Source organism: Streptomyces sp. P3 (genome assembly GCF_003032475.1).
In the GTDB taxonomy this organism is placed as follows: Bacteria; Actinomycetota; Actinomycetes; order Streptomycetales; family Streptomycetaceae; genus Streptomyces.
Genome location: NZ_CP028369.1, coordinates 353,343 through 370,551 on the forward strand (window position 1 = coordinate 353,343; position 17,209 = coordinate 370,551).

The following is a 17,209-nucleotide window of genomic DNA, read 5'->3' on the forward strand; positions in this document are numbered from 1 at the left end:
CCGACTTGCCTCCGGCATACCCACGAGCACAACCGTCCACCGGACCCGCCTACTCAAAGTAATCCCGCGATCACGGTCCCAGCCACGGCGATCCAGGAAACGCCACCATTCGCCACCCCTTCGAATGAACTCCCGGTGACCTGTACGCGATTCACTTGACAGAGAACCGCCAGGGGTGAGCGGAGCGAAGCACTCAGGGGCGCGCGGAGCCGAGCCCACCACCTGTGACACTCCCGGGCGCTGCCTGGATCGGGCGACCCCGGGGAAAGCGGAAGCACACAGAGTCACAGTGCTCGACCGCTGCGTAACCGGCGGCGCGCAGGACCCGTTGGAGGGGGCATGGGCTTCACGATCGGCGGCATTCGCGAGATCCGCTCCGGCGCGCGCAGGCGCGGTCGCTCCTCCGAGTGCACCGCCGTCGCCGAGTTCACGGGACTGTGGGGCTGGGACGCGGTGCCCGGCGCGCGGGCCGCGGCCGGCGTCTGCTCCTGCGGACGCCCCGGGTGCCGCGAACCCGGGGCACACCCCCTGGAGTTCGCCCCGCGCGTTCCGGCCGGCGCCACCCTCGACGACGTGGGCAGGACATGGGGCGGGTTCCCGGGCGCTGCGGTGATGCTGCCCGTCGGACGCGCGTTCGACGTGCTCGACGTCCCCGAGCCCGCCGGGCGGCGCGCCCTGGTCCGCCTCGAGCGCATGGGCCTGCCCCTGGGCCCGGTCATCGCCACGCCCGAGGGCCGCACCCAGTTCTTCGTCGCTCCCGGCGCCGCAGCCGAGCTGACGGACCTGCTCTACCGGATGGGCTGGGACGACCCGGCCGCTCTCGACCTGCGCGGTCTCGGCCCCGGCACGTTCATCACGGCCCCGCCCTCCGACCGCGGCGGCCTCGGCCCGGTGCGCTGGCTGCGCCCGCCCGCCCTGGACTCGGCGACCCGCCCACCGGAGGCCCGGCTGCTGCTGGGGACACTGGCGTACCTGGCCCACCGGTCACGCGCCCAGGGCCAGCGGGAGACCCTCGGCCGTACCGCCTGACGCATGCCGAGGGGCCCGCCCGACGCCTCGCGGAACCGCTGGCGCCACGGGAGCGGCCCTCCCCCGCAGGAACCCGGTGACGTACACAGCGAAGCGCCCGCTCCGACTGCACCTCGGAGCGGGCGCTTCTTCCGTGCCCCGGCGTGCCTCCCGGCACACCCTCTGCACTGCACGACCTCGCGGTACGCGGCCTCGCGATATCGGCCGGTCAGTCCCCGATAAGGGCGTCAACGAAGGCCTCCGGCTCGAACGGCGCGAGGTCGTCCGCCCCCTCGCCCAGTCCGACCAGCTTGACCGGGACGCCCAGCTCGCGCTGGACCGCGACCACGATGCCGCCCTTCGCCGTGCCGTCCAGTTTGGTCAGCACGATGCCGGTGATGTCGACGACCTCGGCGAAGACCCGGGCCTGGACGAGCCCGTTCTGCCCGGTGGTGGCGTCGAGCACGAGCAGCACCTCGTCCAGCGGGGCGTGCTTCTCGACCACCCGCTTGACCTTGCCGAGTTCGTCCATCAGACCGGTCTTGGTGTGGAGACGGCCGGCGGTGTCGATGAGGACGACGTCGACGCCCATCTCCTTGCCCTCCTTCACCGCGTCGAACGCGACGGAGGCGGGGTCGCCGGCCTCGGGACCGCGCACGGTGTGCGCGCCGACCCGCTCGCCCCAGGTCTGGAGCTGATCGGCGGCGGCCGCGCGGAAGGTGTCGGCGGCGCCCAGGACGACGGAGCGCCCGTCGGCGACGAGCACGCGCGCGAGCTTGCCGGTGGTGGTGGTCTTGCCGGTGCCGTTGACGCCGACGACCATCACGATGCCCGGCTTGCGGTCCTCGGGCTCGGTCTTCACGGTGCGGTCGACCTCGGTGCCGACCAGCTTGAGCAGCTCCTCGCGCAGCAGCGCGCGCAGCTCCTCAGGGGTGCGGGTACCGAGCACCCGCACGCGCTCGCGCAGCCGTTCGACCAGTTCCTGGGTGGGGGCCACGCCGACGTCGGCGGTGAGCAGCGTGTCCTCGATCTCCTCCCAGGTGTCGTCGTCGAGGTGCTCACGCGAGAGCAGCGTGAGGAGCCCCTTGCCCAGGGCGTTCTGGGAGCGGGAGAGGCGGGCGCGCAGGCGCACCAGCCGGCCCTCGGTGGGCTCCGGGATCTCGAGTTCGGGAACCTCGAGAGGGGGGACGACGGGGGGCTCCTCGACGGCGGTACCGGTCGAGCCGCCGTCGGGAAGATCCACCTCCTCGATCGTGCGGCGCGGTTCGTCGCGCGGCGTCTCGGCCTCGTCGCCGACGTGCGGTTCGGCCGGAGGGGCGGTGATGTCGGGCGCTGCGGGAGGCGGCGGAGGCAGCGGCTTCTTCCGCCGGCTGCCGACGACCAGCCCGCCGAGCACTGCGAGCACGACCACGGCGATGACTACAGCAAGGATGACGGTTTCCATAACGGGTCCAGTATGCGTGACCCCTCCCGACCGGGGCTGGCGGCGGCCCGGCCGCGCGTCGGGCCGCCCTCGCCCTCCCTCGTCCGGCCTCGCCCTGCGGGACGGTGGGCACGAGGGGGCGGTTCCCGGCCGGTGCTCACAGCCGGGCCGTCCGGTCCATGGTTTTCTGACACCTCGTCAGCTACGGTCCCCCACATCCGCCGAAGGGGGTCCCCCATGCCCGTCACCGTCGTCCGATTCAACCTCGTCGCCCCCGGTGCGACCCCCGCCGAGCTGGGCGTCCGCTACCGGGCGGCGCTGGAGATGGCCGCATACGCGGACCGGCACGGGGTCACCCTCGTACAGACCGAGGAGCATCACGGCGTCGAGAACAACTGGCTGCCCTCGCCCTTCGTCTTCGCGGGCGCGGTGCTCGGGGCGACGCGCCGGCTGGCGGTGACCGTCTCGGCCGTCATCGGACCGCTGCACGATCCGCTGCGGCTGGCCGAGGACATCGCGGTGCTGGATCTGCTGAGCGGCGGGCGGCTGGTCACGGTCGCCGGGATCGGCTACCGGCCGGAGGAGTACGCCCGGGCCGGAGTGGACTGGAAGCGGCGGGGGCTGCTCCAGGACGAGCTGCTGGAGACCGTGCTGAAGGCCTGGACCGGCGAGGAGTTCACCTACCGGGGGCGCACGGTACGGGTCACTCCCCGCCCGGCGACCGATCCGCACCCGCTGCTGCTGGTGGGCGGATCGTCGAAGGCCGCCGCCCGCCGGGCCGCCCGGCTCGGGCTGCCGTTCTTCCCCAGCGCCCATCTGCCGGAGCTGGAGGCGTACTACAAGGAGCGGCTGGCGGAGTACGGAACGGAAGGCTGGACGATGATGCCGGGCGCCGAGACGCCCCTGCTGCATGTCGCCGAGGATCCGGACCGGGCGTGGGCGGAGTACGGCCGGCGCTTCCTGCACGAGGCGCGGACCTATGCGTCCTGGCAGTCGGGCGGGATCCGTTCGGCGGTGAAGTCGGGGGCGACGACGGTGGCGGAGCTGCGGGAGGAGGGCGTCTACCGCATCCTCACGCCGGACGCGTGCGTGGCTCAGGGGCTCGACAACCTCGTCCTGCATCCGCTGGCGGGCGGGATGCCGGTGGAGGAGGGGTGGCGCAGCCTGCGGCTGTTCTGCGAAGGCGTGCTGCCCCGGCTCGGCGGGTGAGCCGGGGCAGCGCGTCCTTCGGGTGGCGAGGAGCGGGCAGCGGGAACCGGGCCCGGCTCCTCGAGATCGGGCGCCCTGGTCCCGCAGCCCCCGCAGCCCCCGCAGGGAGCCTCAGCCCATCTCCTCCAGTGCCTTGCCCTTCGTCTCCTTGACGTACTTCAGGACGAACGGGATGGAGAGCGCCGCGAAGACCGTGTAGATCACGTACGTCGCGGAGAGGTTCCGGTCGGCCAGCGACGGGAAGCTCGCGGTGATGGCCCAGTTGGCGATCCACTGCGCGGAGGCGGCCACGCCGAGGGCCGCGGCGCGGATGCGGTTGGGGAACATCTCGCCGAGGAAGACCCAGACGACGACGCCCCAGGACAGGGCGAAGAAGAGGACGAACACATGGGCGGCGATCAGGGCGATCCAGCCCTGGGTGGCCGGCAGCCTGCCGTCGACGAGGTCGAAGGAGAACGCCCAGGCCTCGAGCGCGAGGCCGACGACCATGCCGACGGAACCGATCAGGGCCAGCGGCCTGCGGCCGATGCGGTCCACGAAGATCATCGCGATGACGGTGCCGACGATGTTGATGATCGACGTCGTGAACGAGTAGAAGAACGAGTCGGTCGGGTCGACGCCGACCGACTGCCACAGCGTCGAGGAGTAGTAGAACGCGACGTTGATGCCGACGAACTGCTGGAAGACCGACAGGCCGATGCCGATCCAGACGATCGGCTTGAAGAAGAAGGAACCGCCGAGCAGGTCCTTGAACGTCGACTTGTGCTCGCTCTTCATCGCGTGCTCGATCTCGGCGACGCGCGCGTCCAGGTCGACGCTCTCGCCTTCGACCTCCTCGAGGATCTCGCGGGCCCGCTCACGCCTGCCCACGGAGATCAGGAAGCGGGGGGACTCGGGGATGGCGAAGGAGAGCAGGCCGTACAGGACGGCCGGGACCACCATGACGCCGAGCATGACCTGCCAGGCCTCCAGGCCCATGAGCTTGCCGCGCTGGTCGCCGCCGGCGGAGTTGAGCAGTCCCCAGTTGACCAGCTGCGAGATCGCGATGCCGATGACGATGGCGGCCTGCTGGAAGGAGCCGAGCCGACCGCGGTAGGCGGGCGGGGCGACCTCCGCGATGTAGGCGGGGCCGATGACGGAGGCCATGCCGATGGCGAAGCCGCCGACGACCCGCCAGAAGGCGAAGTCCCACAGGGAGAAGGGCAGCGCCGAGCCCACGGCGCTGACCGTGAACAGCACGGCGGCGATCTGCATGACCCGGATGCGGCCGATGCGGTCGGCGATGCGGCCTGCGGTCGCGGCTCCGACGGCGCAGCCGATCAGGGCGATCGCGATGACCTGGGCGAGGGCCGCGGAGCCGATGTCGTAGCGGTCCCGGACGGCCTCCACGGCGCCGTTGATCACGGAGCTGTCGTAGCCGAAGAGGAATCCGCCCATCGCTGCCGCCGCCGCGATGAAGACGACATGCCCGAGATGATCGGGGTGAGCCCTGCCGGCTCCTGACTGCTGTGCCTGCGTCGTGCTGGTCACGTTCAACTCCTCGAGCCGTCGGCAGCACTGCCGACGGGATCAGCACCTCCAGATAGGTGGCACCTGAAGGTAAAAGCAACGATGCCGAGACTATGTCTTCAAGTTTCGAAGTCAATAGAGCCCAGCTGTAACTTTTCAGCGCCCACGTGCAGGAATTGTGTTCAACTCTTGAAGTGAAAGCAGTGGGAGCCGGATCACGGGTACCCGCTCCGGCCGGTCAACGCAGGCGCTGGCTGATGACCTTCGACACACCGTCGCCCTGCATGGACACGCCGTACAGTGCGTCGGCGACCTCCATCGTGCGCTTCTGGTGCGTGATCACGATCAGCTGCGAGGACTCCTGCAGCTCCTGCATGATGCGGATGAGCCGCTGCAGGTTGGTGTCGTCGAGGGCGGCCTCGACCTCGTCCATGACGTAGAACGGGCTGGGCCGCGCCTTGAAGATCGACACCAGCATGGCGACCGCGGTCAGCGACCGCTCGCCGCCCGAGAGCAGACTGAGCCGCTTGACCTTCTTGCCCGGCGGCCGGGCCTCCACGTCCACGCCCGTGGTGAGCATGTTGTCGGGATCCGTCAGGATCAGCCGCCCCTCGCCGCCCGGGAACAACCGGCCGAACACGCCCTCGAACTGCCGCGCGGTGTCCCGGAACGCCTCGGTGAAGACCTGCTCGACGCGCTCGTCGACCTCCTTCACTACCTGAAGCAGGTCGGTACGGGTCTTCTTGAGATCCTCCAACTGCTCGCTGAGGAACTTGTGCCGCTCCTCCAGAGCGGAGAACTCCTCCAGCGCCAACGGGTTCACCTTGCCGAGCTGCTGGTAGGCGCGCTCGGCCGACTTCAGCCGCTTCTCCTGCTCGGCGCGCCGGAAGGGCCTCGGCTGGTTGCGCGGGTCCTCCGGGTCCTCCGGCAGCACCTCGCCCTCGGCGGCCGGCGAGGGCGGCACGAGCTGGTGCGGCCCGTACTCGGAGACGAGCCCCGCGGGCTCCACGCCCAGCTCCTCCAGCGCCCTGGTCTCCAGTTGCTCGATGCGCATGCGCTTCTCGGCGCCGAGCACCTCGCCGCGGTGCACCGAGTCCGTCAGCTTGTCCAGCTCGCCCTTCAGATCGCGCCCGGCGGTGCGGGCGGCGGCCAGCTCCTGCTCCCGCCGCGCCTTGGCCGCGTCGGCGGCGACCCGCTCCGCCTCGGCCCGGCCCACGGAGACCTCGACGTGGGCGAGCAGCTGCCGCGCACCCGAGGCCACGGCGTCCGCGACGGCCGCCTCGTGCCGCAGCCGCGCCCGCCGCTGCTCGGCACGCGCGCGTGCCTCGCGTTCCGCCCGCGCGGCCCGGTCCAGCGAGTCGGCCCGCCCGGCCAGCCCCTTGACCCGCTCCTCGTGGGTGCGAACCTGAAGCCTGGCCTCCATCTCGGTCTGCCGCGCGTTGGCCCCGTCGGCGGCGAGCCGGTCCCGCACCGAGGAGTCGGGCTCCTCCTCGGTCGGCATCTCCTCGGCGACGGCCAGCCGTTCCGCCAGTTCCTCGGCCTCTTCCACGGCCCGGTCCAGCGCCTCCTGCGCCCGCGCCGCGGCCGCCGCGGACCGCTCGGCCTCACCGGCCGCGCCCCGGGCCTGCCCGGCGAGCCGCCCGAGCTGCTGCGCCACGGCCGACTTCTCCCGGTCGGCGGCCCGCCGCCGCTCCCCCGCCTCCTCGACGAACGCGGCACACTCCTCGCGACGCTCACCGGCCGCGCGCTGTGCCTCCGTCAGCTCCGCACAGCGCACGGCCAGCTCGTCGAGCTCGGCGTCGGCCTCGTCGACGGACGCCTGCACCTCCAGCAGGCTGGGCGCCCCGGCGGACCCGCCGTGCGCGAAGTGCGCGCCCAGCAGATCTCCCTCGGCGGTGACCGCGACGAGGTCCGGGCGGGCGTAGACCAGTTCCTCGGCGTCCTCCAGCGTGCCCACGACCACGATCCCCCGAAGGAGCCGGCGCACGGCGGGAATGAGCTCGCCGGGACCCCGCACCAGGTCGGCAGCGTACGGCGGCCCGTCGGCGCGGTGCCTGTCGACGGGCTGCCCGTCGGTGGGCCGGCCATCGGCGCCGTGCCGGTCGGCGCGCTGCCCGTCGGTGGACCGGCCGTCGATGCGGTGACCGTCGGTGGACTGCTCCTGGGGAGCGTCCCCCGCCGCGCCGCCGAGCAGCAGTGCGGCGCGCCCCGCGTCCTGCTTGCGCAGCAGCCGGATGGCTTCGGCCGCCGCGGCGGGCGTCGTCACCGCGATCGCGTCCGCGGCTGCGCCGAAGGCCGCCGCGAGCGCGACCTCGTGGCCGGGCGTCACCGTCAGCAGTCCGGCTGCCGGGCCCAGCAGGCCGTTCAGGCGGTCACGCGCGGCCAGCAGGGCTCCCGTTCCGTCCTTGCGGCGCAGCCCGAGGGCCAGGGCGTCCCGGCGGGCCCGGGTCGCGGCGCGGCTGCGTTCGGCGGCGGTGGCCGCCTCGCGGGCGTCGGTGAGGGCGGCCTCCGCCTCGGCGAGCTGCCGCCTGGCGCCCTCGTGCCGCTCGGCAAGCTCGTGGTCGTCCGCGTCGAGACCGTCGACCTCCGCCTTGAGCGCCTCGTACTCCTCCTGTGCGGTGACGGCCCGTTCCTGGGCCTCGTCGCGGGTGGCGGCGAGGCGGTCGATCTCGGCCTGCGCGGAGGCGGCGCGCGAGCGGGCCGCGTTGACCTGGCCGTTCAGCCGGGCCAGGCCCTCGCGACGGTCGGCGATGGCCCGGGCGACGTCCTTCAGTCGCCGTTCCTCGACGGCGAGCTCCCGTTCCAGGTCCGCGCGATGGGCGACGGTGTCGTCGAGTGCGTGCTGGGCCGCTTCGAGGGCGGCCTCAAGTTCGGCCTCCTGCTCGCGGATCCGGGTCGCCTCCCGCTCCATGTCCTCGGGGTCGCGGCCGCGCCGCTCCTCGAGGGGCGCGGAGGTGGCGCTCTTCACCCGGGCGTCGGCGAGCGAGACGGTGCCCCGAACGCGTTCGGCGAGCTGGGACAGCTCGTACCAGGTCTGCCGGGCCCGCTGGAGACGCGGGGTGAGCCGACGGACCTCGTCCTCCAGGAGGGCCTCGCGCTGCAGGGCCTTCCGCAGCTCCTGCTCGGCCGCCTCCTTGCGCTCCTTGAGAGCGGCCTCGTCGGCGACCTCCGTCTGCAGGGCCTCCCGCAGCCGTACGAGATCGTCGGCGAGCAGGCGCAGTCTGGCGTCGCGCAGATCGGCCTGGATGACGGCGGCGCGGCGGGCCACGGCGGCCTGCCGGCCGAGGGGTTTGAGCTGACGCCGGAGTTCGTCGGTGAGGTCCTGCACGCGCGCGAGGTTGGCCTGCATCGCGTCCAGCTTGCGGAGCGCCTTCTCCTTGCGCTTGCGGTGCTTGAGGACGCCCGCGGCCTCCTCGATGAAGGCGCGGCGGCCCATCGGGTCGGCGTGCAGGACGGAGTCGAGCTGGCCCTGGCCGACGATGACGTGCATCTCGCGGCCGATGCCGGAGTCGGAGAGGAGGTCCTGGATGTCGAGCAGCCGGCAGGTGTCGCCGTTGATCTGGTACTCGCTGCCGCCGTTGCGGAACATGATCCGCGTGATGGTGACCTCGGCGTATTCGATGGGGAGGGCCCCGTCGGAGTTGTCGATGGTCAGGGACACCTCGGCGCGGCCCAGCGGGGGACGGCCGGTGGTGCCGGCGAAGATGACGTCTTCCATCTTGCCGCCGCGCAGCGACTTGGCGCCCTGCTCGCCCATGACCCAGCTGAGTGCGTCGACGACGTTGGACTTGCCCGAACCGTTCGGTCCGACGACGCACGTGATCCCCGGTTCGAACCGGAGCGTGGTCGCGGAGGCGAACGACTTGAACCCCCGGAGGGTCAGGGCCTTGAGGTGCACGGCGCTGGACTCTACCTTCCGGGGGTGTCTCACTCCATGAACCCGCGGTTTCACCCATGAACGCGCAGGGCACACCAAACGTTAAAGAGACTGAAAGGGTGCGCCGGGGCACCAAGGGCGGGGCGCAGGCAGCGGGGCGGAAGCGGGGGCTCGGAAGTATGGCGGGCAAGAAAGAAGGGACGCCGAAGCGTCCCTTGCAAACTCTGACAACCTAGCGGTCCGACGCGGTGAGAATGAGCCGCCCGACTTCTGCGTGCCGTTGTGCGGCGTGCAGCGGTCAGGTGAGCGCAGGCTCCGCCTGGCGTGCGTCGATGCTCTCCAGAAGCGATTCGTGAGAAGCGGCAGCCGTCAGCGCGTCGTTCTCGGCCTGGATCCGTCCGAGCTCGGATTCCAGATCCTGTACACGCTGCTGGAGCCGTCGCATCTCGGCGAGGAGTCGCGGGTCGGAGCCGCCGACGTAACCGAGAAGCGCCTTTGCCATGATGGATGGTCCTCCACAATGAGTGACCGACCGAAGCGGTGTGGGTCGTGAGGGATTTGCACCCGCGGTGCTTGGCAGGATCTTGTTCGTGCTGCCGTTCATCCATGCCAAACAGCTGGGGTGCGCGGGGTGCTTTCAGCGTCTCACCAAAAAGTTTGACGGTCAACACGATCACGCCCCGTATTGGCGGGCGACCCGGCGGCGCGCGGCCGGAACGGCGGCGCTGCGTCTCCTGCGGGGCCCTGGGGGCGTGGCGATCATCCTTAGGTGCGGAGCCTCCCACGGCAAGCGTTTCTTGGCAATCACCTGGCCCTTTCCGCTGGGGGCACGTGCCCGTGGCATTCCCCTCCGCTTCCCCGGGAGCCCCGGGCGGGAGTTCTCAGCGGATCGCGAAGCCGTCGTAACCTCCGCGCGGTGTGTCCCATATCTCGGTGACTCCGTCTACGCGTCCGGGCGTGTCGTCGCCCAGGAGCCAGCCGAGCAGTTCCCCGCACGCGTCCTCGGCCCCTTCGGCGACCACCTGAACCCGACCGTCGGCCACATTGAGAGCAAAACCACTCAGGCCGCCGATCTCCAGCGCCTTCGCCCGCGTGAACCAGCGGAATCCCACGCCCTGCACGTGTCCGCGCACCCAGGCGACCAGCCGTACATCCTCGCTCATGGGTGCAACCTAACCGTGCAAAGTCTCTCGGGGCACTTCCTCCCTCAGCGCCATGAGGTACCGTCCCCACCCAATGATTCTCATATGAAACTCACTCGATCGGGTGAGTCAGGTCGACCAGAGGGAGCAGGAGGCGCGCGTCGCCCCAGAGCTTCGGCCGGCCGCTGAGAACACCGCTCGGACGAGGAAGGCAAGGACATGGGACGCCACCGACGCTCCGCCGCCGGCCGCGCCGCCACGAGCCGCGCCACGGGGGTCACACAGACGCACGGCTCGCATGCGGACAGCCACAGGGCACAGGACGCGCACACGGAAACCCTCCCCACCATCGGCATCGCGCCGTATCTGAACCCGGAGGCCTACGCGGACTCCGTCGCGAGGAGCCAGGAGTACCTGTACGCGGAGGGCGGCCACGCCCACGGTGACACCGCGGTGTTCGCGGCCGACGGGTTCACCCCCGACGGCGGCGCCCACCGGCCGGGTGCGAATCGGGCGGGTGCGGGGCGCCGCCGTAAGCGCAGGGTCGCCACGCCGGTGAAGTCCGGTCTGCTCGGCGTCTCCGCGGCGGTGGCCATCGGCACGGTCGCCGTGGCCACAGGAGTGGTGCCCGGCATCGACGGCTACCGCCTCGGGGGCGGCAGCGGTGGCTCCGGCGACAAGGTGCAGGCCGCCGCCGGTTCGCCGACCAACTCGGCCTCCGAGCAGGGCGGCACGTCCGGCTCCGCCGACGACGACCGCGGCTCCGCCTCGACCAGCCGCGACGCCGGCCGCTCGGCCTCGCCCACCGCTCCGGCCCCGCCCTCCGCCTCCACCTCCTCGGCCGCGCCGACCACGACGGCTCCCGAGAAGCCCGAGTCCACGCCGTCCAAGCCGCCCTCCCAGAAGCCGGAGACCACGCCGTCCAGGTCGAGGGCCGCCACCAGGGCACCGGCGAAGCCCAAGGCCCCGGTCACCGTTTCGGCAGAGGCACAGGCCGCCGCCGAGGTGCTGAAGCTGGTCAACGAGGAGCGGGCCAAGGTCGGCTGCAGTGCCGTCTCCGCGAACAGCTCTCTGTCCGACCTCGCCGAGAAGTTCAGCGACGACATGGCCGCTCGCGGGTTCTTCGACCACACCGCCCCCGACGGGGCGACCCCGTGGGACCGGGCGGCCGCGGCCGGCATATCCGGCCTCGGCGGCGAGAACATAGCCCGCGGCCAGGCCGACGCGGCTGCCGTCATGGAGGCCTGGATGAACAGCCCGGGTCACAAGGCCAACATCCTGAACTGCGACTTCAGGACACTGGGTGTCGGCGTCCACTTCGGCTCCGGCGGCCCCTGGTGGACGCAGGACTTCGGCTACTGAGATAGCCGCAGGTCAGAGCCCTCATCCTGGTGGTCCCCGTCCTCACCTGGAGCCTTGACGTCCCCGCCACGCACTCGACCGCGCGGCCGGACGCGACCGACGCCGCGACCCGGGCGACGGCTGCGTCGCGGGTCACGGCGCGGGTCGGGGAAGCGGGCGGGATCAGGCCGCCTGGGCGCGGCCGGCCAGGAAGACCCGCGCCGTCTCGGCGACCCGACGGCCCAGGTGTTCGGCCGTCGCCAGGTCCGCCTTGTGCACGGCGTCCGGCCCCTCGTCGACGTTGGTCTGTGCGGCGGCGCCCAGGAACACGCCCAGCCGGTTGAGGTCGTGCTCGGAGCCGGCCGAGTTGTTCCAGCCGGGCAGCAGGCCCAGGCTGACCCAGTGCATGCCGAGCTGCGCGGCCAGGATCTGGAAGAACTGCAGCGTGTGCAGCTTGTCGCCGCTCTTGGAACCCGAGTTGGTGAACCCTGCGGCCAGCTTGTCCTTCCACACCTGGTCGGGCCAGCGTGCGGAGGTCGCCTCGGCGAAGGTGTGGAAGGCCGCGGACGCGGTCCCCATGTAGGTGGGCGATCCGAACACGACGGCGTCCGAGCGGTCGAGCAGCTTCCACTGCTCCTCGGTGATCTCGTCGACCTTGATCAGGTGCACCTCGGCGCCGGCTTCGGCCGCACCGGCGCGGACGGCCTCGGCGAGGACGGCGGTGTGGCCGTAGCCGGAGTGGTAGGCGACGGAGACGACAGGGGTGGACATACATACTCCTAGAAATGGGCAGCTCAAGAACGGTGACCACAGGAAAGCACTAACTTCTGGTTAGTGCAACCTGCCGGTTAGCGCTACCTTCGAGTACGCTTGCCGTATGGACATCACCCGGGAGAGAGCGGCGGACCAGGATCTTCCGTTCGACGTGTTCGCCAAGGCCTGTCCCTCGCGCGGCACACTGGAGCACATCACCGGGCGCTGGGGCGGCCTGACCCTCGGAGCGCTGTACGAGGGCTCGTTGCGTTTCAACGAGCTGCGCCGCCGGGTCGACGGCGTGAGCGAGAAGATGCTCTCCCAGACACTGCACGCGTTGGAGCGCGACGGGCTGGTGCACCGCGAGGCACAGCCCACCAACCCGCCCCGCGTGGACTATGAACTGACCCCGCTCGGGCGGGATGTGGCCGAGCGCCTGCTGGGCCTCATCCACCTGGTCGAGGGACGGATGACCGACGTCCTGGCCGCGCGCGAGCGCTACGACGGGACGCGCGGCACCCTCTGACACCTCGGGCAGAAGTAGCTGGACCGGTTCATCCAGGGACGCCGGCGCATCGGCGTGGCGCACCGCTTGCAGGGCAGCCCTTCACGTCCGTAGGCGTCCAGGGACCGGTCGAAGTAGCCCGACTCCCCGTTGACGTTGACGTACAGGCTGTCGAAGCTGGTGCCGCCGACGGCGAGGGCCGCGTTCATCACGTCCCGGACATGGCCGAGCAGTTCGAACGTGCGGGGCCGGGTGAAGGCGGCCGTCGGACGCTCGTAGTGCAGTCGGGAGCGCCAGAGCGCCTCGTCCGCGTAGATGTTGCCGACGCCGCTGATCAGCGACTGGTCGAGCAGCGCCCGCTTGACGGTGGTGCGCCGCCTGCGCAGCGCCTGGTGGAACGCCTCGTCGTCGAACAGCGGGTCGAGGGGGTCACGGGCGATGTGCGCGATGACGTCCGGCAGCCCGTCCGGGCCGGTCTGATGCAGGGACAGCCCGCCGAAGGTGCGCTGGTCGACGAAGCGGAGTTCGGTGTCCGTGTCGTCCGCGAAGCGCACCCGGATGCGCAGGTGCTTCTCGTCGGGGGCCCGGTGCGGCTGGACCAGGAGCTGGCCGCTCATGCCGAGATGGGCCAGGACCGCCTGGTCGGTGTCCTCCAGCGGCAGCCAGAGGTACTTGCCGCGTCGGCTCGGGGCGCCGATGCGATGGCCCTCGAGGCGGTGCGCGAAGTCGTCGGCGCCGGCCAGGTGACGGCGCACCGCGCGGGGGTGCAGCACCTCGGCGTCGGCGACCGTGCGATGGGCGACCCATCGCTCCAGACCGCGCCGGACGACCTCGACCTCGGGCAACTCGGGCATGGCATCCCCCGTGACGTCGGTTCCTCCACGGACCGAGCGCCCGTCCCCGTCGGGGGCGGGCGCTCGTCGCGTGGTGCTGCTCAGGCGGAGGCGGACTCCTGGTCCACGCTGCCGTCGGCCGCGACAGCCGCTTCGGCCGTCGCCTCCTTGGCGCGCTCGTCCGCCGCGGCCCGGATGGACCGCCACGCGGACTCGGCGGCCTGCTGCTCCGCCTCCTTCTTGCTGCGGCCGGTGCCGGTGCCGTACGAGACGCCTCCGACGCGGGCGGCAGCAGTGAAGGTCTTCTCGTGGTCGGGGCCGGTCTCCGTGACCAGGTACTCGGGGACGCCGAGGCCTTCGGTCGCGGTGAGCTCCTGGAGGCTGGTCTTCCAGTCCAGGCCGGCACCGAGGTTCGAGGACTTCTCGATCAGCGGGTCGAACAGGCGGTGCACCAGTTCGGAGGCCGCGTCGAGGCCCTGGTCGAGATAGACCGCGCCGATCACCGCTTCGAGGGTGTCGGCGAGGATGGACGCCTTGTCCCGGCCGCCCGTGCCCTCTTCACCCCGGCCGAGCCGGATGAAGGAGCCCAGGTCGAGACCACGACCGACCTCCGCCAGCGCACGAGAGTTGACCACCGCGGCCCGCAACTTGGCCAGTTGGCCCTCGGGCAGGTCGGGGTGGGTGCGGTACAGCGTGTCCGTGACGACGAGGCCGAGCACGGAGTCCCCGAGGAACTCCAGCCGCTCGTTCGTCGGCAGACCGCCGTTCTCGTACGCGTAGGAACGGTGGGTCAGCGCACGCACCAGAAGGGCGGACTCGAGCCGATAGCCGAGCCGCCCTTCCAGAAGCGTGTGGGACGAGGCCGTGTCCGCCTTGTTCTTGGCGGTCGTGTCCGCCTTGGGGTCAGACATGAAGCCTCTCACCAGCCGCTCAGACCTCGAGGACCTGGCGCTTGTTGTAGGTGCCGCAAGACGGGCACGCGATGTGCTGCAGCTTGGGCTCGTGGCAGCGCTCGCACGCAACCAGGGTGGGGACCGCAGCCTTCCACTGCGACCGGCGGTGGCGCGTGTTGCTGCGCGACATCTTCCGCTTCGGAACAGCCACGGCTACTTCTCCTGCTTCTCGTCGGCGGGCGCTGATCGAGGCACGCCGCCGCTCATCTCGTCCTTCTCGCCGTCTTCAGGTGAACCGGCGAGTCCCTGCAGTGCCGCCCAACGGATGTCGACGGCGTCGTGGTGGTGGTCCGGGTCGTCCGCCAGCCGGGCTCCGCACTCGGAGCACAGGCCGGGGCAGTCGTCCTGGCACACCGGCTGCATCGGCAGTGCGAGCACCACCGCATCGCGCAGCACGGGTTCGAGGTCGAACAGTCCGTCCTCGAGGAAGAGCCTGTCCTCGTCTTCCTCGGCGTCGTCGGCCGGATCCGCTTTCACACGGCCCCGGTCGTCGGCGTCAGGGTACGAGAACATCTCCTGGAACTCCGCTGCGAGATCGAACTCGAGCGGCTCCAGACACCTTACGCACTCCCCCTCGGCCCGTGCACGGGCGGTGCCTGTGACGAGCACACCTTCCATGACCGACTCGAGACGGAGCTCGAGCTCCACCGGAGCGCCTTCCGGCACCCCGACGACTCCCTGGATTCCGAGATCCTGGGGAGCGTCGATCTCGCGGTTCAGGCGCTGCTGCGCACCGGGCCGCCGCCCCAGCTCGTGCGTGTCGAACACGAGAGGCTTGCGGTGGTCGAGGCGGGCGTTCAGAGCCATTCCTGCTTTCGATCTTCTGAGCTCGGGGGACGCTGCCCCTCGGTGTCGCGGGCAGCGGCGATCGCGGGCGCATGCGACATCAGCGAAGCGCACACGCGACCGATGAGCCAGGATACTGGAGCATTCGCCCACAGCCCAATCCGCCCCTTGCGTGCCCGGTCCTAGAGCCCGCGGCCCTGCTCGTAGGCGCGCAACTGCTCCGCGCTGATCATGCCGGTGTCGAAGAGGCTGGTCTCGTCGAGGGCGTACCCCTGCTGGGCCTGCTGGGCCTCCTGGGGCGGGTGCTGTTGCCCCGCCGCCTGGTTCGGGTCGTAGGGGGCCTGCTGGGGGTCGTAGCCCCCCTGATACGCGTAGGGGTCGGCCTGCTGCTGGTAGCCGTACACGTCCTGCCCGCCGTAGCCCTGCTGCTGTTGCTGCGGATAGCCGCCGTACGGGTCGGCCTGCTGCTGGTAGCCGTACGCCGGCTGCGGCTCCTGCTGGTCGTACGTCTGCTGCACGGGCTGCGCGGGAGCGGCGTCCTGCTCCGCGAGGGCGGCCAGGTCGGCGAGGTAGTCGGCGTCCGAGGAGTGCTGGAACGTGGTGGTGTCGGCGGCGAGGGCGCCTAGGTCGTCCGTGGCGATGCGGCCGTGCAGCTTCTGGCGGCCCCGGCCGACCGCCTCCAGCGTCTTGGCGAGGACCGCCTCGAAGGCGCCCAGCTTGGTGTCGACGTACGCGTCGGCGTCACGGCGCAGGGTCTCGGGGTCGTGGCTGCGCTCGGGGGCGTCCTCGTCCTCGTACCCGTTCTCGTCGGTGCCGGGACCGGTGCCGAGGAGCTTCTCGCGGCCCCGGCCGACGGAGCCGAGGGTCTTGGTGAGGACGACCTCGAAGTTGGCGAGCTTGGAGTCGACGTAGTCGTCGGCGTCCGCGCGGACCTCCTCGGCCTCCTTGCGGGCCTCGGCGAGGATGCGGTCGGCCTCGGATTGGGAGCTACGGGCGATCTCGGTGCCGGAGACCAGCGAGCCGCGTTCGGCGTGGGCGGTCTCGATGATCCGCTCGGCCTCCTGGCGGGCCTGCTCGACGACCTGCTCGCGACCGCCGATGAGTTCCTCGGCCTGAGCCAGGGAGTCGGGCAGGGCCGCGCGTACCTCTTCCAGCAGAGCGAGCAGATCCGCGCGGTTGACCACGCACGAGGCCGACATCGGCATCGACCGGGCACTGGAGACCGCCGTGACGATCTCGTCGAGCTTCTTCTGCACGTCCACCGGTTGCTCGCCACTCTCTACAGCTGTGTTGGAGACGGACGGGACGACTGTACGGCCATGGGGTGTCCGGCGGACACCGGATGACGGCACGTCAGGACGGCCGTCGGGCGGTCAGTCCCGCCCGAGGCGCTCGGTCAGCGCTTCGAGGACCCTGGGCGGCACCAGGTGGGAGACGTCGCCGCCCCACGTGGCGACCTCCTTGACCAGGGAGGAGGAGAGGAAACTGTAGGTGGGGTTGGTGGGCACGAACAGCGTCTCGACGCCGGAGAGGCCGTTGTTCATCTGGGCCATCTGCAGTTCGTAGTCGAAGTCGCTGACCGCGCGCAGTCCCTTGACGATGGCCGGGATCCCGCGCTCCTTGCAGAAGTCGACGAGGAGGCCGTGGAAGGCCTCGACCCGGACGTTGCCGTACTCGGCGGTGACCTCCCGGATCAGGTCGATCCGCTCGTCGATCTCGAACAGGCCCTTCTTGGACTTGTTGATCATCACCGCGACGTAGACCTCGTCGTAGAGACGGGAGGCGCGGGAGATGATGTCGAGGTGTCCGTTGGTGATCGGGTCGAACGACCCGGGACAGACGGCACGGCGCACTTGTGTTCCCTCGCTCT

At 71.2% G+C, this 17,209-nt stretch carries 16 protein-coding genes; 4 read left to right on the top strand and 12 right to left on the bottom strand.

What is annotated here, in order from left to right:
• The first annotated feature begins 339 nt into the window (after nucleotides 1-339).
• Nucleotides 340-1,029 (top strand): bifunctional DNA primase/polymerase, encoded by a 690-nt coding sequence (locus tag C6376_RS01390; RefSeq protein WP_107441722.1) that lies wholly within the window; start codon nucleotides 340-342, stop codon nucleotides 1,027-1,029.
• 208 nt (nucleotides 1,030-1,237) lie between these two features.
• On the opposite strand, the gene ftsY is transcribed toward C6376_RS01390, so the two are convergent.
• Nucleotides 1,238-2,452 (bottom strand): signal recognition particle-docking protein FtsY, encoded by a 1,215-nt coding sequence (gene ftsY, locus C6376_RS01395; protein WP_107441723.1) that lies wholly within the window; start codon nucleotides 2,450-2,452, stop codon nucleotides 1,238-1,240.
• A gap of 216 nt (nucleotides 2,453-2,668) precedes the next feature.
• On the opposite strand from ftsY, the gene C6376_RS01400 reads away from it, so the two are divergent.
• Nucleotides 2,669-3,640 carry an LLM class flavin-dependent oxidoreductase gene (locus C6376_RS01400; RefSeq protein ID WP_107441724.1) on the top strand — a complete coding sequence of 324 codons (972 nt, stop codon included), beginning with the start codon at nucleotides 2,669-2,671 and terminating at the stop codon, nucleotides 3,638-3,640.
• A 111-nt stretch (nucleotides 3,641-3,751) separates the two neighbouring features.
• Here the strand turns inward: C6376_RS01400 and C6376_RS01405 are convergent, their stop codons facing one another.
• From C6376_RS01405 to C6376_RS01420, 4 genes are all read right to left on the bottom strand, one after another.
• Entirely contained in the window at nucleotides 3,752-5,170 is a 1,419-nt protein-coding gene (locus C6376_RS01405) for a sugar porter family MFS transporter (protein WP_107441725.1), read from the bottom strand.
• A gap of 217 nt (nucleotides 5,171-5,387) precedes the next feature.
• A complete protein-coding gene (locus tag C6376_RS01410; RefSeq protein WP_107441726.1) occupies nucleotides 5,388-9,047 on the bottom strand; it encodes an AAA family ATPase in 3,660 nt (1,219 codons plus the stop codon).
• 277 nt (nucleotides 9,048-9,324) lie between these two features.
• Nucleotides 9,325-9,528: a hypothetical protein gene (locus tag C6376_RS01415; protein ID WP_020128723.1), complete on the bottom strand. Its 204-nt coding sequence runs from the start codon at nucleotides 9,526-9,528 to the stop codon at nucleotides 9,325-9,327.
• Nucleotides 9,529-9,907: 379 nt separating this feature from the next.
• Nucleotides 9,908-10,189 carry an acylphosphatase gene (locus tag C6376_RS01420; RefSeq protein ID WP_107441727.1) on the bottom strand — a complete coding sequence of 94 codons (282 nt, stop codon included), beginning with the start codon at nucleotides 10,187-10,189 and terminating at the stop codon, nucleotides 9,908-9,910.
• Nucleotides 10,190-10,387: 198 nt separating this feature from the next.
• Between C6376_RS01420 and C6376_RS01425 the strand changes: the two genes are divergently transcribed.
• Entirely contained in the window at nucleotides 10,388-11,530 is a 1,143-nt protein-coding gene (locus C6376_RS01425; RefSeq protein ID WP_107441728.1) for a CAP domain-containing protein, read from the top strand.
• A 162-nt stretch (nucleotides 11,531-11,692) separates the two neighbouring features.
• Here C6376_RS01425 and C6376_RS01430 read toward each other — a convergent pair whose 3' ends face one another.
• The gene (locus tag C6376_RS01430; protein ID WP_107441729.1) at nucleotides 11,693-12,280 is read right to left on the bottom strand and encodes a flavodoxin family protein; all 588 of its coding nucleotides are present in this window, start codon (nucleotides 12,278-12,280) and stop codon (nucleotides 11,693-11,695) included.
• A gap of 106 nt (nucleotides 12,281-12,386) precedes the next feature.
• Between C6376_RS01430 and C6376_RS01435 the strand changes: the two genes are divergently transcribed.
• Nucleotides 12,387-12,788: a helix-turn-helix domain-containing protein gene (locus C6376_RS01435; protein ID WP_107441730.1), complete on the top strand. Its 402-nt coding sequence runs from the start codon at nucleotides 12,387-12,389 to the stop codon at nucleotides 12,786-12,788.
• Here C6376_RS01435 and mutM read toward each other — a convergent pair.
• The 6 genes from mutM to coaD form a co-directional block, all read right to left on the bottom strand.
• Complete coding sequence (gene mutM / locus C6376_RS01440; protein WP_107441731.1) at nucleotides 12,761-13,621, bottom strand: bifunctional DNA-formamidopyrimidine glycosylase/DNA-(apurinic or apyrimidinic site) lyase; 861 nt, start codon at nucleotides 13,619-13,621, stop codon at nucleotides 12,761-12,763. The genes C6376_RS01435 and mutM overlap by 28 nt on opposite strands.
• 80 nt (nucleotides 13,622-13,701) lie before the next feature.
• The gene (gene rnc, locus C6376_RS01445) at nucleotides 13,702-14,511 is read right to left on the bottom strand and encodes a ribonuclease III (protein WP_107441732.1); all 810 of its coding nucleotides are present in this window, start codon (nucleotides 14,509-14,511) and stop codon (nucleotides 13,702-13,704) included.
• Between the two features lie 19 nt (nucleotides 14,512-14,530).
• Entirely contained in the window at nucleotides 14,531-14,704 is a 174-nt protein-coding gene (rpmF, locus tag C6376_RS01450) for a 50S ribosomal protein L32 (protein ID WP_007493396.1), read from the bottom strand.
• 2 nt (nucleotides 14,705-14,706) lie between these two features.
• The gene (locus C6376_RS01455; protein WP_107441733.1) at nucleotides 14,707-15,360 is read right to left on the bottom strand and encodes a DUF177 domain-containing protein; all 654 of its coding nucleotides are present in this window, start codon (nucleotides 15,358-15,360) and stop codon (nucleotides 14,707-14,709) included.
• A 161-nt stretch (nucleotides 15,361-15,521) separates the two neighbouring features.
• Complete coding sequence (locus C6376_RS01460) at nucleotides 15,522-16,601, bottom strand: cell division initiation protein (protein WP_107441734.1); 1,080 nt, start codon at nucleotides 16,599-16,601, stop codon at nucleotides 15,522-15,524.
• A gap of 111 nt (nucleotides 16,602-16,712) precedes the next feature.
• On the bottom strand, nucleotides 16,713-17,192 hold the full coding sequence (coaD, locus tag C6376_RS01465; RefSeq protein ID WP_216825681.1) for a pantetheine-phosphate adenylyltransferase: 480 nt from the start codon (nucleotides 17,190-17,192) through the stop codon (nucleotides 16,713-16,715).
• Nucleotides 17,193-17,209: the final 17 nt, after the last annotated feature.

Excerpts from the sequence above, each read along its gene's own strand:
- C6376_RS01390 (WP_107441722.1), top strand. The coding sequence starts at position 340 with ATGGGCTTCACGATCGGCGGCATTCGCGAGATCCGCTCCGGCGCGCGC.
- ftsY (WP_107441723.1), bottom strand. The coding sequence starts at position 2,452 with ATGGAAACCGTCATCCTTGCTGTAGTCATCGCCGTGGTCGTGCTCGCA.
- C6376_RS01400 (WP_107441724.1), top strand. The coding sequence starts at position 2,669 with ATGCCCGTCACCGTCGTCCGATTCAACCTCGTCGCCCCCGGTGCGACC.
- C6376_RS01415 (WP_020128723.1), bottom strand. The coding sequence starts at position 9,528 with ATGGCAAAGGCGCTTCTCGGTTACGTCGGCGGCTCCGACCCGCGACTC.
- C6376_RS01420 (WP_107441727.1), bottom strand. The coding sequence starts at position 10,189 with ATGAGCGAGGATGTACGGCTGGTCGCCTGGGTGCGCGGACACGTGCAG.
- C6376_RS01425 (WP_107441728.1), top strand. The coding sequence starts at position 10,388 with ATGGGACGCCACCGACGCTCCGCCGCCGGCCGCGCCGCCACGAGCCGC.
- C6376_RS01430 (WP_107441729.1), bottom strand. The coding sequence starts at position 12,280 with ATGTCCACCCCTGTCGTCTCCGTCGCCTACCACTCCGGCTACGGCCAC.
- C6376_RS01435 (WP_107441730.1), top strand. The coding sequence starts at position 12,387 with ATGGACATCACCCGGGAGAGAGCGGCGGACCAGGATCTTCCGTTCGAC.
- mutM (WP_107441731.1), bottom strand. The coding sequence starts at position 13,621 with ATGCCCGAGTTGCCCGAGGTCGAGGTCGTCCGGCGCGGTCTGGAGCGA.
- rnc (WP_107441732.1), bottom strand. The coding sequence starts at position 14,511 with ATGTCTGACCCCAAGGCGGACACGACCGCCAAGAACAAGGCGGACACG.
- C6376_RS01455 (WP_107441733.1), bottom strand. The coding sequence starts at position 15,360 with ATGGCTCTGAACGCCCGCCTCGACCACCGCAAGCCTCTCGTGTTCGAC.